This window comes from Myxococcus sp. SDU36 (assembly GCF_030168875.1).
Classification (GTDB): Bacteria; Myxococcota; Myxococcia; order Myxococcales; family Myxococcaceae; genus Myxococcus; species Myxococcus vastator.
Genome location: NZ_CP077414.1, coordinates 1,927,042 through 1,941,873, shown reverse-complemented (window position 1 = coordinate 1,941,873; position 14,832 = coordinate 1,927,042). Strand labels below are relative to the sequence as shown.

Here is a 14,832-nt window from a genome sequence, read left to right as displayed (position 1 = left end):
AAGGGCGGCGGAGCGCCCTCCCCTCGCCCACGGCCTCATCGCTCCAGGGGGCCCAGGTCGTCGAAGTGGGTCAGCTTCCGGAACTCGGCGAAGCGGGCGTGGATCTCCGGGCGCGTCACCTCGCGCAGGCGCTCCAGGCTGAACTTCTCCACCGTGAAGGAGGCCATGACGCTGCCCATCACCATGGCGCGGCGCAGCAACGCCTGATCCAACACGCCATTGGAGGTGGCCAGGGCGCCCATGAAGCCGCCGGCGAAGGTGTCCCCCGCGCCGGTGGGGTCGAAGACCTCCGCCAGGGGGAAGGCGGGGCACGCGAAGATGTGCTCGGCCTCGAAGAGGAGCGCGCCGTACTCACCGCGCTTGATGACCACGCGCTGCGGGCCCATGGCCATGATGGCGCGAGCGGCCTTCACCACGTTGTGCTCGCCGGCCAGCTGCCGGGCCTCCGCGTCGTTGACGAACAGGAGGTTGACGCGGGAGAGCGTCTTGAGCAGCGCCTCCCGGCTGCCCTTGATCCAGAAGTTCATGGTGTCGGCGGCCACCAGCTTCGGCGCCTTCACCTGGTCCAGCACCTGCGCCTGGAGCTCCGGGTGGATGTTGCCCAGGAAGACGTAGGGCGTATCCCGGTAGGACTCCGGCAGCTTCGGGGAGAAGGCCTGGAAGACGTTGAGCTGGGTGTCCAGCGTCTGCGCCTCGTTCAGCTCGTAGCCGTAGCGGCCCTTCCAGCGGAAGGTGCGGCCCGTCTCCCGGGTGAGGCCCTCCAGGTCGATTCCCCGGCCACGAAGGAAGTTGAGGTGTCCTTCGGGGAAGTCCTCGCCCACCACCGCCACGACGCGCGCGGGGCTGAAGAACGAGGCTGACGTGGAGAAGTAGGTGGCCGAGCCCCCGAGGATGTCCTCCTTCTGGCCGAAGGGGGTTTCCACTGAGTCCAGGGCAACGGAGCCGACGACGAGCAGGGACATGCGAGCTTCCTGGGGGGAGATGCCGTGAAAGCAGGCACGGCGCTCCCCTGGGCCCCGTGCCCATGCCGGGTACGTCGTTTCCCGTTTGACGTCAAGCGCCGAGCGCCGGGTTCAGGGGACCGGAATGCCTGTCAAGGTGAGGATGGCCTTCAGGTCATCGTCGGTGAAGAACAGGCCGCCGCCCACGAAGAAGTCGCGGCCCGCCACCAGGCGCCGCGTCGCCAGGTCCCGCTGCTGCGCGTTGAGCATGTCGTCCATGCCCGCGATCAAATAGAGGTGGTCAATGGGCTGGGCGCGCAGGCTGGCGCGCAGGCGGGGGTAGCGCAGCTCGTCGTCCGCGAAGTTGAAGGCGTCCATCTGGACCCGGAGCGCGTCGTTGAAGAAGTGCAGGTCGGCGCCCACGCCGCCGGTGGACTCGATGAGGCCCACGCGCAGGGTGGTGAAGTACCAGCGCTTGGCGAACTGCGCGCTGACCTTGAGGCTCTCCTTCGTCACCTTCCGCGTCTGCACGACGGGGTCGCCCTCGGACGGGGGGTTGGTCTGCAGCACCTCCGTCGTCACGCTGCCGCGCGGGTCGTCCACCAGCTCCAGCAGGTAGTACTTGTCCGGCTTGGGGATGAGCCGCACGGAGAAGACGTTCTTCGAATTCCCCTGCGCGGCCAGGTAGGTGCTCTGGATGCCAATCTCCGCCTGGAGGTCGGTCAGCCGCGAGGCGAAGCGCGACACGTCCTGTACCGTCTCGCGGAGCTCGCGGCCCACCGTCTCGTCGGCCAGCAGCACGCCGGCGGCGCCCTCCCCTTCCTTCACCTTGCGGGTGATCTCCTCCAGGTTGCCCAGCGTGCCGTCCAGCTTCCTGAGCGTCTCCTTGAGGCTGGCGACGGACTCCTTCACGTCGCCTTCACCCGTGCCCACGATGTTCTTCACGCTGCCGAGCACCTGGCGCACGTCGCGGGTGATGAACTCGATGTTGTCGATGATGCGGGTGATCTCCGCCTGGTTCCCCTGGGTGATGCCGCGCACGTCCCGGGAAATGGCCTCGACGTTGCCGACGATGGTGTCCAGGCGGTCCGCGTTGCGCCGGACCGTGGCATCCACGGAGTCCGACAGCCGCACCAGGTTCTCCACGATGCGCTGGAGCGACCCCGCGCCGCGCTCACCGCCGAGCACCTCCCGCAGCGCCCCCGTCACCTCCTGGATGTCGGCGGTGATCTGCGACAGCGACTCGAAGACGGCCTCCATGCCCTGCGTGTCGACGACGCGGCGAATCTGCCCGCCCGTCTCCAGGCTGGGGGCGCCCTCCGTGCCGGGGTTGAGGTCCAGCAGGTAGTCACCCAGCAGCGACTCGGAGCGCTTGGTGACGACGGCGTCCTCACGCAGGTCCACGTCGTCGCGGATCTTCAGCCAGACCTTCGCCCGGGTGCCCTCGAGCGTGATGCCGTCGATTTCGCCCACCGGGATGCCGGCGATCTGCACGCGCCCACGCACGGCGAGGCCGGACGCATCCCGGAAATAGGCCCACACCTTCGTGGATTCGCTGTCGCTCAAACCACCCTTGCGAGCGAACAGGACGAAGGTGACGAAAAAAGCCCCCGCCGCGATGACCAGCAGGCCCACACGGAAGGGCGTGACGAGCTTCTTCACCTGATGTGACTCCGAGCGCGACCGGCCGACGCGACTCTAACGTTTTGCATCCCGACTGCCACATTTTCCTGGGGCCTGCCGCCCTCGCGCCGCCCCGCGCCCCCGGTCAATTCTTCCCGAACCAGGTCTCCAGGAACACCTTCACCGCGGGGTGCTCCGCCTCGCGGAGCTGCTCCGGCGAGCCGTTGGCCACGATGACGCCCTTGGAGAGGAAGGCGATCTGGTCCGCCACGTTGAAGGCGGAGGAGATGTCATGGCTGATGACCACGCTGGTGACGCCCAGCTCCTTCTGGGCGGCCAGGATCATCTCATCCACGTAATCCGTGGTGATGGGGTCCAGGCCGGTGGTGGGCTCGTCATAGAGCACCACCTTCGGATCCATGACGATGGCCCGCGCCAGGCCCACCCGCTTGCGCATGCCGCCGGACAGGTCCGCGGGGAACCGGTCCTCCACGTCCTTCTTCAGGCCCATCAGCTCCAACCGCGCGCGGACCTTCTGGCGGATGACGTCCTCCGCATCCTTCGTGTGCTCCCGCAGCGGGAAGGCCACGTTCTCGAAGACCGTCATGGAGTCGAACAGCGCGGCGGCCTGGAACACCATGCCGAACTTGTTGCGCACGTCCTGGAGCGACTCGACGCCCATGGGGACGATGTCCTCCCCGTCGACGATGACCTGCCCCTTGTCCGGCTTGAGCAGGCCAATCATGTGCTTCATCAGCACCGTCTTGCCGGAGCCGGAGCCGCCCAGGATGACGCAGGTGCTGCCGACCGGCACGGTGAGGTTGATGCCGGTGAGCACCTTGTGGTCGCCGAACGTCTTGTGCAGGTCGACCACCTGGATCATCGGCGTGCCGGACGCCGGAGCGTTGGAGGCCGGGGGCGCCATCAGAAGAAGAGGACGCCCAGGATGAAGTCGAGGATGAAGATGGACAGCGCGCTGGCCACCATCGCCTCCGTGGTGGCCTGCCCCACGCCCTTGGCGCCGCCCGAGGCGTTGAAGCCCTTGAAGCAGCAGATGAGGGACACCGCCAGGCCGAACACGGCGCCCTTGAGCAGGCCCTGGAAGATGTCCTCCGGCGCCAGCCACTGCTGCGTCCGGGAGAGGAAGGTTCCGGGGGAGATGCCCAGGCCGCCTACCGCCACCACGTAGGCCCCGCCCATGCCCATGGTGTTGAAGAGCATGGTGAGCGCCGGCACCATGAAGAGGCCGGCCAGCACCCGGGGGACCAGCAGGTACTGCACCGGGTTGACGGCCATGGTCTCCAGCGCGTCCACCTGCTCGGTGACGCGCATGGTGCCCAGCTCGGTGCACATGGCGGAGCCGGCGCGCATGGTCACCATCAGCGCGGAGAACACAGCCGCAAGCTCGCGGGTGAGCGTCAGGGCCACCGTGGGCCCCACCAGGCTCTCCGCGTCGAAGAGCTGGAAGGCGGTGGACGTCTGCAGCGCGAACACCATGCCGGTGAACGTGCCGGTGAGCGACACGATGAAGATGGACCCCACGCCCACGAAGTCCAGCTGGGCGAAGAGGTTGACCAGCCGGAAGGGGCGCCGCACGCTCCAGCGGAACACGTCCAGCCCCAGGGTGACGATGCCGCCCAGGGTGCTGACGATGTCGATGAGGCCCTGGCCAAAGCGCGTGACGGCCTGGGTGAAGGGCCCGGGCTCGCGTGCCGGCTCGCTAGGGGTCTGCGTCGTCATTCGTTCGGGGCTACTCTTTATGGCGGCACGCTGGCCGGCACAAGGCCCGGAGAGGCAGGCGACGAAGACACTTCCTCCCTTGGAAGCGATGCCGTTATGTTCCGCGCCCCTTTACTCCCATGCCCGGCGCCGTCCGCTGCCGGGCAGAGAAACTGACGAACGAACATGGCAACTCATAAGGTCGGCGGCGAGGTGGATGCGCTTTGTACCCGATGCAAGCTCACCCTCGCGCACACCATCCTGGCGATGGTGGGAACGAAGATTGCTCGGGTGCGCTGCAACACGTGTGGCGGAGACCACGTCTATCGCGCGGCGCCCGGCGCGACGGATCGCCCGTCGTCCAGCACCACCCGCACCCCGCGCGCGTCCTCCAGCGCGGCCTCCAAGGCGGAGAAGCTCATCATCTCCTTCGAAGAGCAGCTCGCTGGCAAGGATGTCGCCAACGCGCCCCGCTACAGCCCGAAGGACACCTACAAGGTGGATCAGGTCATCCAGCATCCCACCTTTGGCACGGGCTTCGTCTCGGCTGTTCGCGGCGACAAGGTGGACATCACCTTCCGCGGCGACACCAAGACGCTGGTGCACGGCCGCGGTGGTGGCCCGGTGGAGAAGCCCGCCTTCAACCCGCCCAACCGGCAGGTGACCGGCCCCGCGGACAAGCCCCAGCCCGTCAGTGACAGCGCCGAGCCGGCGCCCGCGGACGGCGCCGAGCCGCCCCCCGCGTCGGAGGACTGACCGGGGCCGCACAGCCATCATGGAGGGGCACGGACGATGACACTGCGCGCGCTGCCCCTCCTGATGGTCCTCGCCATGCCGGTGGCGGGGATGGCGGGTGCGCCTGACGTCACCGTGACCTGGTCGCCCGAGCGCATCGTGCTCGGCACCGATGCCCCGGTGACGTTGAAGGTCCAGGTCCCCGCCGGCACGGGTCCCCTCCACGCCGCGGCTTCCACGGGCACCTTCGCCTCGAACCGCGTGGAGGGTGGCGCTGTCCGACTCTTCGACTGGCGCCCTCCCTCGGTGCGTTATCCGCAGGTGGCCGTGCTGCTCTTCTGGACGGACGCTCCCGCCGCTGACGCGCCGCCCCCGGTGACGGTGGTGCGGCTGCCGCTGGTGGGCCTCACGGAGCTCGATGTCGCCACGGCGGCGGGCGCGCACGTCGAGGTGGAGGTCGCGAATCGTCGCTTCGGCCCCGTTCGGGCGAACGGCCGGGGACAGGCGCGCGTGCCCATCGAAGTCCCTCCTGGCGTCCGGCAGGCGCGGGTGCTGGCCACGCGAGGGACGCTCCGCACCGATGCAACCGTTCCGCTGGACCCTCCGCCGGACTCGCCGCTGGCCGCGGTCCTCACACCGCCGGCCCTGCCCTCGGTGGAGGGGGGCTGGCTGTTGATGGCGGACGAAGCGCCCCTGCGCGCCAGTGACGTCGACGTGGTGGCGGAAGGCGCGGTGGTCGCCCCGGCCCCGGAGGACACGCGGACGACGAGCCTTCCGTCAGCGGTGGTGGCCCCTGCCGCGGAGGACCTCCGGGCAACAACGGGGCCGCCGGCTGGCGACGTTCCCCGCGCGGCCGACGTCGGAGCCGAGGCCCAGGACGTGCTGCGCGTTCGCGTCATTCCCGCTTCCGGCGCCCAGCGGGTGAAGGTGCGCGTCCGCCGAATGGACCGGGCGCACGCGGCACCCACCGAGGCCGACGTCACCGTGCTGTCCACGTCCGTCACCGCGCGGGCACCCGAGGCGGTCGACACCTGGCGCAGCTCGTACTTCCTGCTCGCGGGTGGCGTGTTCGCGAGCGGCGCCAACTCCGGTCCGTCGGGCGGCGTGGGCGTGTCGGTCCTCACGCCTTGGTGGCGTCACCGGGTCGCGGCGGAGCTGGAAATCGGAGCCCGCACCGCCACGGACGGTGGCCCGGTGGATGCGCGCGAGACGGTCCACTCGCAGGTGGTGGCATTGCCCCTGCTGCTCTCCGTGCGCGTGGAGCTCTTCCGCCGTGGCGCGTTCTCCCTCCACGGGCGAGCAGGCGCTGGGCCCGTCCCCTTCTTCCACCACGCCCTCTCCAGTGACTTCCAGGGCGAGGTGAAGGAGAGCCGCGTCGTTGGCATGGGCTTCGTCGCGCTTCAAGCAGCCCACCGCTTCGACCGCTGGAGCGCGTTGGCGGAGGCGCGAGGCGCCTGGGCCCCGGTGCACACGCCCTGGCTGGACAGCCAGCTCGGCGGACTGGCCATGTACCTGGGCATGAGGTTCGAGCCGTGAGCCTGGCTCGCGCCGTGCTCCCCGAGCCAGCAACGGCCTCGAATTCCGGAGCAGGAAAGGACCAGAAGGCGCAGTCCCGGACCGTGTCTCCGCTCCCGGTTTCGGGCCTGATTCCCGTCCCCTTCGCATTCCTCTCCAGGAGTCTCCATACCCATGAGCATGACCCAGGCCAACTCCCACCACGGGCTCGCCGCCCTGCTGACGCCCCAGAACAGCGTGCTGGTGCTGATCGACCATCAGCCCTACCAGTTCGCCAACCTGCACAGTCACGAGCCGACGATGGTGATCAACAACGTCGTCGGACTGGCCAAGGCGGCCAAGGTCTACAACGTGCCGACCATCCTCACCACGGTCCTCGAGGAGCGCGGCGGCTACCTGATCAAGGCCTTGCAGGACGTGTTCCCCGAGCAGAAGCCCATCGACCGCACCTTCATCAACACCTGGGAGGACCGCCGCGTGGTGGACGCGGTGAAGAAGACGGATCGGAAGAAGTTGGTGATCGCCGCGCTGTGGACGGAGATCTGCCTGGCCATGCCCGCCATCCAGGCGGCCGGTGAGGGCTTCGACGTCTACGCCGTCACCGACGCCTCGGGTGGCGTCAGCCGCGAGGCGCATGACATGGCGGTGCGCCGCATGCAGATGGCGGGCGTGACGCCCATCACCTGGATGGCGGTGGTCGCCGAATGGCAGCGCGACTGGGCCCGCGAGGAGAGCGCCGCAGGGCTCGCTGGCGTGCTGGCCGAGCACGGCGGCGGCAGCGCCGTGGCCTTCGCCTGGGAACTCCAGCTGCTGGCGGGCCGGCCCGGCTCGGGCGTCTGAACGCGGCCCTCCCCGGCAGGGGAATGACGGACTTCCCGACTGCTGGCATTGTTCTCCTGAGTCCGCTGTCGTCAGGGGGCTCAGGAGAACGAGGCCTTGGAGACGCGCGCTGAACGGCTGAGCCCCCTGCCATTGAATGTGGTGGCCATTTCCGTTACCCGGCGGAAGTGGAATGGCGTCTGCGTGGATGTGAATGAGATCCGCTGTTCGGGTCGGGCCGAGCATCCGCTGTGCTTGGAGGGCCAGACACGCCTGAGCGCGTTGTTGGAGGAAGTCGGGTCGCCCTGCGAGCCCCGCCTGCGCGAAGGCCGGCCCTGCCCCATCGGGTACGTCCCACGGCAGTTGAACCTCATGCCCGCCGGCATGCCGCTGTGGGGCTACGGCGCCGACTCGCGACTGGTGCGCGATGCCGTGCTCACGTTCGACCTGAAGGGCCTGGGTGAGCGCCTGGGCCAATCGCTGGCCCCCGCCGGATTGGACGCGCCGAGACTGCGCTTCGCCGATGACCGGCTCTGGACGCTGATGCGCTTGCTCGCCGAGGCGGTGGATGACGACGACCCCGCCGCGCAGCTCTACGGCGACGGACTGATCGCCGCCATCTTCGCCATGCTGGGCTCGCGCCGTGGGGAGCGACCCTCGACGCGCAAGGGGCTGGCGCCGTGGCAGCTGCGGCGGGTGCTCGACTACCTGGAGTCGCGCCTGCCCGAGCGGGTCGAATTGTCGGAGCTGGCGGCGCTGGTGGACCTGTCACAAGCGCACTTCAGCCGCGCCTTCAAGGCCTCCACTGGCGTGGCTCCCTATCAATGGCAGCTGCGGGCCCGCCTCCAGCGCGCACAGGCGATGATGCTGACCACGCCCGTGACGCTGGAGCGCGTCGCTGAAGCGACGGGCTTCGCCGATGCGGTGCACTTCGGCAAGGCCTTCCGGCGGGCCCACGGCACCACCCCCGCGAGGTGGCGCCAGGACCGGAAACGCTAGGTGTTGGACGGGGCAGCCGTTGAGCCCCGTGCGTTCTTGGCCGCCATGAAGGTTCGTCGTTACTCAGGGTCGAGGCTCCATACCCCTTCATCCCAGCGCTTCAGTGCTTCCTGCGCCACGAACGGCACGAGTCCGGTCAAGTCCCGAATCCTGTGTAGTTGGTTCGGAGGGGGTTCGGGGGAGGAAGGCTCCTCGGCGGCGTCATGCAGCGGAAGTGTCAGGGGTTGATTTCAGCAGAGACATGTCAAGGTAGCGGCGGTCATCCCAGACACCGGTGACTTCGAGGGCGACAGCGGTGATGAGGCGCAGTGCACTGGCGCGGTCCGGGAAGGCGCCGACACCACGGATGCGGCGCTTCACCTCGCCGTGGAGGCGCTCCAGTCCGTTGGTGCTGCTCGTCGCGTACCTGATGCCGACGGGTCACGTCGCGGCCTACAGCGTGCCGCTCGTCGGGGGCGCGTTCATCTGGGGTGGAAAGGTGTACCGCTGAGCTGCGGCAACTCCAATAGGAGACACTCGGTTCTGGCTCCCCAGGGGCCGCGCTGCGAGACTCGGGCGCGCTGCGAGCACTCTCGCTGTCGAGCGTGGCGGGCAGCCCCCCTTCCGTAAGGACGTGGCCATGCGTTCCCGAACATGCGGCGCACTCCTGCTGTTTCTCTCGGCCTGCGCAACGACGGAGCCAAGCCCGAGAGGCCCAGCGGCCTGGAACCCGAGGATCGCCAACCTCCAGAGAGCGGCGACGCTGCCGTGGGCGGATGGCGGGCGCTGCGTGGTGCGGGAGGCATCCAACGAATGGCCTTTCCTCGCGGAGAGGTGCTTTCACGCTCTCGATCGCGACAGGGTCAGGTTTCGGGATGTCACCGGAAGATGCGCTGTCGCCTCTGCGCCTGCGGCTGCGGCTGCCGTGCCCATGGGCGTAGCGCTCTGCGTCTTTGCGTCGCCGGCCGTCATCACTGGAGCAGTGATTGTTATTGGAACCGTGGTGGTGGCGGTTGCGATCAAGGAGGGGCTTGATGCTTATGAGCGGAACGCATCGCGTGAGCGTGCGAGGCCTGAGACCCAAACGCGGCCATCCCATGAGCAGGAGCGTTTGACGCACCGAAAGCCCAAGCCCGATCCATCAGGGCAGGACGGGTTCCCTCCGGGGCCGACCGATCCATTGGACCGAGAGCGCCGCCCCGAGTGCAGGCCCGTCCCGGTGCCGCACGCGGGCGAGGATGACCCGCATAACGAGTGCGCCGACAAGTTTCCGCCGAACCGCTACCCCGGCATGGACGTGCTCGTGAACGGAAAGCAATTCGACGCGCTGCAAGTCGGCGTGCGTGTGTTGTGGGAGATCAAGACCCACCAATTTGACACGTATTCGCTCTTTCTTCGGAATCGGGTGGCGCGCGACCATGTGGATGAGATGCGGGAAGATCGCGACATTGCGCAGAACTGCGGATATGACTTCGTCGTTGGGGTGAGCAGCGCCGCGCACAAAAAGGCGCTGCTCGATTTGGCGCCCGACCTTGAACCCAATATCGTCGTTACAGAGTGCAAACGATGACCACGCAAGATCGCCTCCATTTCGCCGTCTACTCGCCCGCGCTCGTGGACGACGATGGCCGCACGCTCGCCGTTGTCCATGGGATTGAGCGGGCTCTTCCAGGTTTGCGCCTAGAGTGGGAAGTAGACAAAGGAGGGCGCCCCATCAAGCTACCGCAGCGCGACGCCTGGCTCTCTGAGGCGGCAACACGCGGAAACTTCCCGTTGCTGTGCAATGGCGACGAGAGCTACCCCGTGACGATTTCCGGGTTGAAAACACCCGCGAGTCAGGCACCGGGAGGCCAGCCGCTGCTCGATGTCCATGCGGACCTGCCGCTAGACGCGACTGTTATCGCCGCGGCATCGAGTGTGCTGGAAGGCATTGCCGAAGGCGCGCGCGCCTTCTGGGGGCTTTCGTCGTCGGAGGGCTACGGCTCGGAAGTCGCGCAGCAGATGCGCCACTCAGATCATGGACCGGAGCGTTCACCCCGTGGGCTTCCCATGCTCAATTTCCCGGAGAAAATCCGCTCACCTGAGATTCCCTATTATCTCGGGTGGCTGAACTACTGGTCTGCCCCTGCCGCGCAGGCCATCGGATTCCCGGACCCTGCCCGCGACGCGGACCTCCTCTCACGGGCACGGCGCACGGCGACGGGGGGATGGGTCGTGCAGCTCACGGACGCGCCGCTCGACCTGGACACCCCCGCCCACCTGGACGCGCTGAAGCGGGCCTATGAGCGCTTCCCGGCGATCGGCGGGCGCTCTGCGCCTTGACCCCTCAGCTCGGGGCACCCCTGCGCGCGTGCCGGCGATGGTAGGGTGCCCATCCGGCGTTGACGCGCACGCCTGCTGATGGGCGAGCAAACCGGCAACATGGCACCAGCCCCCCGGGCCGTGGGGGCCAACACCCGGCAGTGTGCTAGTTCGTGCTGAGCACGTCCTGCGACGCCGCGGAGCGCCGGGGAGCGCGAATGTCCAGCTCCGCGAGCAGCTCGCCCGCCTGCCGCAGCAGCGCCTTCAGCTCTGCTTCCGCCTCGGTCGGCCCGAAGAATTCGCCGTCGCCCAACCACGCACGCAGGTCCGTCGCCAGCGCCCGGGCCGTCTGGTAGCGGTCAGCGGGCCGGGGTTGAAGGAGCTTGCGCAGCGGCAAGGCCAGCCCCTGCGGAAGCGACTCCGTCATCGCCTCCAGCTCCGCCTGTGTGTAGGTCGCCGCGCGCCAGATCGCGTCTTCGACGACGGACGGACTCCCCGCCATCTGGGCCCGCTTGATGGCCTGCCGGACGCGCCGGCGCTGCCGGACCGACACGGAGTCCTTGACGTCCTCGGTCAGGGTATCGGGGGCGTCGAGGAGGTTCTTCCCCGTCGCCAGTTCGAGCAGGACGTTGCCCAGCGCGAAGAGGTCCGAGCGCGCATCCACGCGGCCCGTCAGGAGCATCTCCGGGGACGAGTAGAACGCATCCCCCTGCGCGCGGTGCACGGTGGACGCCACGCGGCCGGGCAGGTCCGAAAGGGCGAGCCCGAAGTCGGCGATCTGCGTGGCGCCATTCCAGTCCACGAAGATGTGCCCCGCGTCGAGCGACCGATGAACGATGTTCAGGGGCCTCCCCTTCTCGTCCGCGGCTTCGTGAGCGTGCGCGAGCGCCGTTGCCACCTGCGCCCCCACGTACAGCACGAAGAGGGGCGATAGACGCCGCCGGCATTCACCCGCGACCGTCACCAGGTCGTTCACGCTGTTCCCCAACGGCCGGTCGGTGATGGCGTACCAGCCGCCCTCGCCCTTGTGTATCCCGTGGACGCGAACGATTCCGGGGTGATCCAGAAACGCCGCGAGCCGCACTTGCTCTTCGAGCTTCAACCGGGCGCGCTCGATACGTGCCCACGATTGCCCATCGCGGGGGACCCCGACCGCCTTCAGCAGCACCTGTTTTTCGACGTGGCCTTCCAGGGTGCGGCGCCTCGCCAGAAGGAGGCTCAGCCCGTGGTGGGCCTCGCCCAGGTTGTCGCGGAACTCGTACTGGAAGCCATCCTGGACGAAGAGAATCGCCCCTCTTGGAACCCCGAACTCGATTGCCGACACGATCGTCCCTCCTCACATTCGCGCGGGCACCGAAGCCAACGCGTCGTGCCGGAACCTTACCTGGGAGATAGTCGGTGAGGGAACTACCCCAAGGGGTCCTGTCCGGTCTGCCGAGGGACGGCCGGAATCGACCCCCTACCCTCCACGTCCCCCAAGGGGCTCAAGGCCAGCGGTAGACGACAAACCCGGCGTTGAAGTTGCGCGCCTTCACTTTGCCGTCCGTGAAGGCCTGGGCAATGCTCTCAACCACGAAGCAAATGGGCTGCTCGTCCTGACCTGGGAGCTTCACGCGGTCATACCGGACGACGAGCGACGGTCCGTCCGCGCGGCCCATCTTGTCGGACAGATAGTAGGCCTTGCCGTAGAAGCGGGTCCCGGCGGGGGCGCGCTCCCACTGGCTACCGCCCTGGTCCATGCCCTTCGGGACGATCCCCACCACATCGGCACCAGGGGTGAACCACACGTCATCCGTTCGGCCGTAACGATCGTCGAGCTGAACCGCGAACCTGTAGCCGCTCTGCCAGTGCAGGTGGTCCTGCATGGCCTCTATCGCCCCTGTCGGGCAGGTGAAGGACTCGGGCCGGATCTGGGCGCTGGGACAGCCGGCCATCAACGCCGCGGCGAGCGACAGCGACGCGCAGTTGACGGCAGCGGGAGACTTCTTCGATGCGCGAGACGTGCGTCCTTGGGTCATCGCTTCAGGCGGCGGGGTCTTCAAGGTGGATCCTTCCTTCTGTGCGGCAGCGCTCTCCGGCCCCGAGGGAGCCACGGGAGTGGGGGCAGGAGGTGACATAGCAGGAGAGGCTTTCATAGGCGGAGCCGAACGACGGGGGCTGAGAGGACGCGGGCTCGCCGCGACGTGCGGATCGGTGGCAGGGGCCTCAACCTCGCCTGAGTAACTCCAGAGGCCCGCACCGACTGCGAGCGCGACGACGCCAGCGATGGCGGCAAGGCGCCACACCTGCCGACGCGGGCGGTCCAGCAAGGCAACCGGCCGCTTGAGGGGGACGGGCGTGGGCAGCACGGCCAGTGCCGCGAGGGGGGCGCCTCGCGCGGGCTCCACCTGTCGCTGCTCCGATGGTGGGTGGCACGTCACGTCGTAGGCGTCAGAGGGATGGGCCCGGAGATCCGCCAGCTCGCGACGGAGCGCCTCGGTGTCGACCGGGCGCTGGGAGGCCTCATGGGACAACATGCTCAGAACGAGGTCGCTCACCCCGTCGGGAACACGCGCGTTCACCGTTCGGGGAGACGGCGTCATCAGGGCGGGGTTGTTCAGGTCGAAGCGCGCCCGGTGCGCCGTAGGTCGCGGGTCGGTCAGCAGCTCGTGGAGCATGACGCCCAGCGCGAAGATTTCATCGGAGACCTGGGAGGCGTAGCGGGCCCGGGGCTCGTCCCTGTGTTCCCGCATGAATTGAAACTGCTCGGGGGCCCGATAGCGCTCGGTGCCCGGGGGCAACCCGCCTTCCGTCAGGTCCTCGGCGAGGGTATAGGTCGCGCAGCTGAAATCGATGATGACAGGTTCACCATCGCTCTTCCGGATCAGGACGTTGAGCAACTTCAGGTCCCGATGCAGGACACCCATCCTGTGCATGTACGCCAGCGCACCCGCGAGCTTTTCAAAGACGCTCAGGAGCTCGCGAATCGTCGGGTGCTTGCGTTCGGCCCACTCCGCGAGCGTCCAGCCGTCCACGTAGTCGAGCGCGAGGTAGAGGTGGCCACTCTCCGCGAACCCGAACCCTCGCGGCTGGACGATATTCGGGTGGTCCAGCATGAGCAGCGACGTCACCTCACGCAACGTGCGCGCGTGGGTCTGCTTGGCGTCGCCGCTGGTCTCCCGGTGCCTGGCTACTTTGAGGGCACGCTGAACGCCGTTCTTTTCGCCAAGGAAGACAACCGCGAAACCGCCGCCGCCAAGCGTCTTGGAAATCTGCCACCCGTCAATGAGCGAGACTGCCGGCACCGCGATCGGCTTCGTCACGGGGCAACCTCCGCTCCAGGCTTCGGAAACCGCACGTCCGGAATCGACAAGTGCCGACCACCCTCCCCGCGCAGATCCAAGGTGGAGACGAAGCTTGCGTCAGACTCCTGGATTTCGGCGACCGCGAGAACGCGCCTGCTTTCCCCGGGAGGAATCGGGAGCTTCTTGTCGGTCACGATCCGCGCACGCAAAGGCATGCCAACCCGACCCGTGAAGGTCGCCTCCAGCGGTGCCCAGGCGGGTTGTCCGGCCCCGTTGACGATCAACATGTCTACGAGAATCCACCCCTTCCCCCGAAAAGACACGGCCTTGATTGATTCAAGTCCGCGTGCGCCGCCCAATACCTCTTTAATGGGGGAAATTGAGACACCCTCCGCATCCAAGTAGCCAAGCAGCACGAAATCTTCGGGCTTCGGCGTCGGGGCGCGAGCGTCCGTCGGACAGGTCTCGTTCGGTGGCGCCGGGCGCTGCACCTCGATCCGGATATCCACTACAGCCGGGTCGGTCACGAGCGTGAAAGCCGCCCGTGCCGGAACCTTGCCGTCAGAGAAGAAGACTCCGAGTTCCTGTCGTTCGCCAGCGGGAAGATCGGCCAGGGGCTGAACGATGACGGAGCGCTCGCCGGCATCCAGGACGCGGAGCCGCGACTCATCGAAGGTGAGGGTCTTCCGCTGGATTGGCGAGGGAAAGAACAGCAGCGTCATGGTGTCCCGCGCGACGTGGATGACGGGCGGCGAGTCGGCGGGAGCGCTGGCGACTGTAACGGAACGCTCGCGCCTGACGCGCGCCCCCGGTGCCGATTCAGCCCTCGCGGCAGCTCCCCACGCGAGTGCCAGCGCCAGAGGAAGAGCCAATCTCAAAGGTTGGAACAATGGTACGTGACCTCCCGAATGGGCACG

At 68.0% G+C, this 14,832-nt stretch carries 14 protein-coding genes and 1 pseudogene; 7 read left to right on the top strand and 8 right to left on the bottom strand.

The window, feature by feature from the left end:
- Positions 1 to 35: 35 nt before the first annotated feature.
- From KGD87_RS07855 to KGD87_RS07840, 4 genes are all read right to left on the bottom strand, one after another.
- Positions 36 to 962, bottom strand: coding sequence for a PfkB family carbohydrate kinase (locus KGD87_RS07855; protein WP_176420826.1), 927 nt, complete (start codon positions 960 to 962; stop codon positions 36 to 38).
- 111 nt (positions 963 to 1,073) lie between these two features.
- Positions 1,074 to 2,603, bottom strand: a complete 1,530-nt coding sequence (locus KGD87_RS07850; RefSeq protein ID WP_284666851.1) for an MlaD family protein — start codon at positions 2,601 to 2,603, stop codon at positions 1,074 to 1,076.
- A gap of 106 nt (positions 2,604 to 2,709) precedes the next feature.
- Complete coding sequence (locus tag KGD87_RS07845) at positions 2,710 to 3,447, bottom strand: ABC transporter ATP-binding protein (RefSeq protein ID WP_284668598.1); 738 nt, start codon at positions 3,445 to 3,447, stop codon at positions 2,710 to 2,712.
- A gap of 41 nt (positions 3,448 to 3,488) precedes the next feature.
- Positions 3,489 to 4,304 (bottom strand): MlaE family ABC transporter permease, encoded by an 816-nt coding sequence (locus KGD87_RS07840; RefSeq protein ID WP_284666850.1) that lies wholly within the window; start codon positions 4,302 to 4,304, stop codon positions 3,489 to 3,491.
- 165 nt (positions 4,305 to 4,469) lie between these two features.
- Between KGD87_RS07840 and KGD87_RS07835 the strand changes: the two genes are divergently transcribed.
- From KGD87_RS07835 to KGD87_RS07820, 4 genes are all read left to right on the top strand, one after another.
- On the top strand, positions 4,470 to 5,039 hold the full coding sequence (locus tag KGD87_RS07835; protein ID WP_284666849.1) for a hypothetical protein: 570 nt from the start codon (positions 4,470 to 4,472) through the stop codon (positions 5,037 to 5,039).
- Between the two features lie 36 nt (positions 5,040 to 5,075).
- A complete protein-coding gene (locus tag KGD87_RS07830) occupies positions 5,076 to 6,554 on the top strand; it encodes a hypothetical protein (RefSeq protein WP_284666848.1) in 1,479 nt (492 codons plus the stop codon).
- A gap of 153 nt (positions 6,555 to 6,707) precedes the next feature.
- On the top strand, positions 6,708 to 7,373 hold the full coding sequence (locus tag KGD87_RS07825; protein ID WP_284666847.1) for a hydrolase: 666 nt from the start codon (positions 6,708 to 6,710) through the stop codon (positions 7,371 to 7,373).
- Positions 7,374 to 7,556: 183 nt separating this feature from the next.
- On the top strand, positions 7,557 to 8,351 hold the full coding sequence (locus tag KGD87_RS07820; RefSeq protein ID WP_284666846.1) for a helix-turn-helix domain-containing protein: 795 nt from the start codon (positions 7,557 to 7,559) through the stop codon (positions 8,349 to 8,351).
- 201 nt (positions 8,352 to 8,552) lie between these two features.
- Here the strand turns inward: KGD87_RS07820 and KGD87_RS07815 are convergent.
- A pseudogene (locus KGD87_RS07815) lies at positions 8,553 to 8,744 on the bottom strand (transposase); the annotation flags it as partial.
- On the opposite strand from KGD87_RS07815, the gene KGD87_RS07810 reads away from it, so the two are divergent.
- The 3 genes from KGD87_RS07810 to KGD87_RS07800 all read left to right on the top strand — a co-directional run bounded on the left by KGD87_RS07810 (position 8,698) and on the right by KGD87_RS07800 (position 10,652).
- Positions 8,698 to 8,841 carry a hypothetical protein gene (locus tag KGD87_RS07810; RefSeq protein ID WP_284666845.1) on the top strand — a complete coding sequence of 48 codons (144 nt, stop codon included), beginning with the start codon at positions 8,698 to 8,700 and terminating at the stop codon, positions 8,839 to 8,841. The pseudogene KGD87_RS07815 and the gene KGD87_RS07810 sit on opposite strands and share 47 nt — an antisense overlap.
- 129 nt (positions 8,842 to 8,970) lie before the next feature.
- Complete coding sequence (locus KGD87_RS07805; RefSeq protein ID WP_284666844.1) at positions 8,971 to 9,900, top strand: DUF6310 domain-containing protein; 930 nt, start codon at positions 8,971 to 8,973, stop codon at positions 9,898 to 9,900.
- A complete protein-coding gene (locus tag KGD87_RS07800) occupies positions 9,897 to 10,652 on the top strand; it encodes a DUF5953 family protein (protein ID WP_284666843.1) in 756 nt (251 codons plus the stop codon). The genes KGD87_RS07805 and KGD87_RS07800 overlap by 4 nt, the downstream gene beginning before the upstream one ends.
- 145 nt (positions 10,653 to 10,797) lie before the next feature.
- Here KGD87_RS07800 and KGD87_RS07795 read toward each other — a convergent pair whose 3' ends face one another.
- The 3 genes from KGD87_RS07795 to KGD87_RS07785 all read right to left on the bottom strand — a co-directional run bounded on the left by KGD87_RS07795 (position 10,798) and on the right by KGD87_RS07785 (position 14,787).
- Positions 10,798 to 11,955 (bottom strand): serine/threonine protein kinase, encoded by a 1,158-nt coding sequence (locus KGD87_RS07795; RefSeq protein WP_284666842.1) that lies wholly within the window; start codon positions 11,953 to 11,955, stop codon positions 10,798 to 10,800.
- A gap of 160 nt (positions 11,956 to 12,115) precedes the next feature.
- Positions 12,116 to 13,933 (bottom strand): serine/threonine protein kinase, encoded by a 1,818-nt coding sequence (locus KGD87_RS07790; RefSeq protein ID WP_284666841.1) that lies wholly within the window; start codon positions 13,931 to 13,933, stop codon positions 12,116 to 12,118.
- Entirely contained in the window at positions 13,930 to 14,787 is an 858-nt protein-coding gene (locus tag KGD87_RS07785; protein WP_350102500.1) for a DUF2381 family protein, read from the bottom strand. Before KGD87_RS07785 ends, KGD87_RS07790 begins: the two co-directional genes overlap by 4 nt.
- Between the last annotated feature and the right edge of the window lie 45 nt (positions 14,788 to 14,832).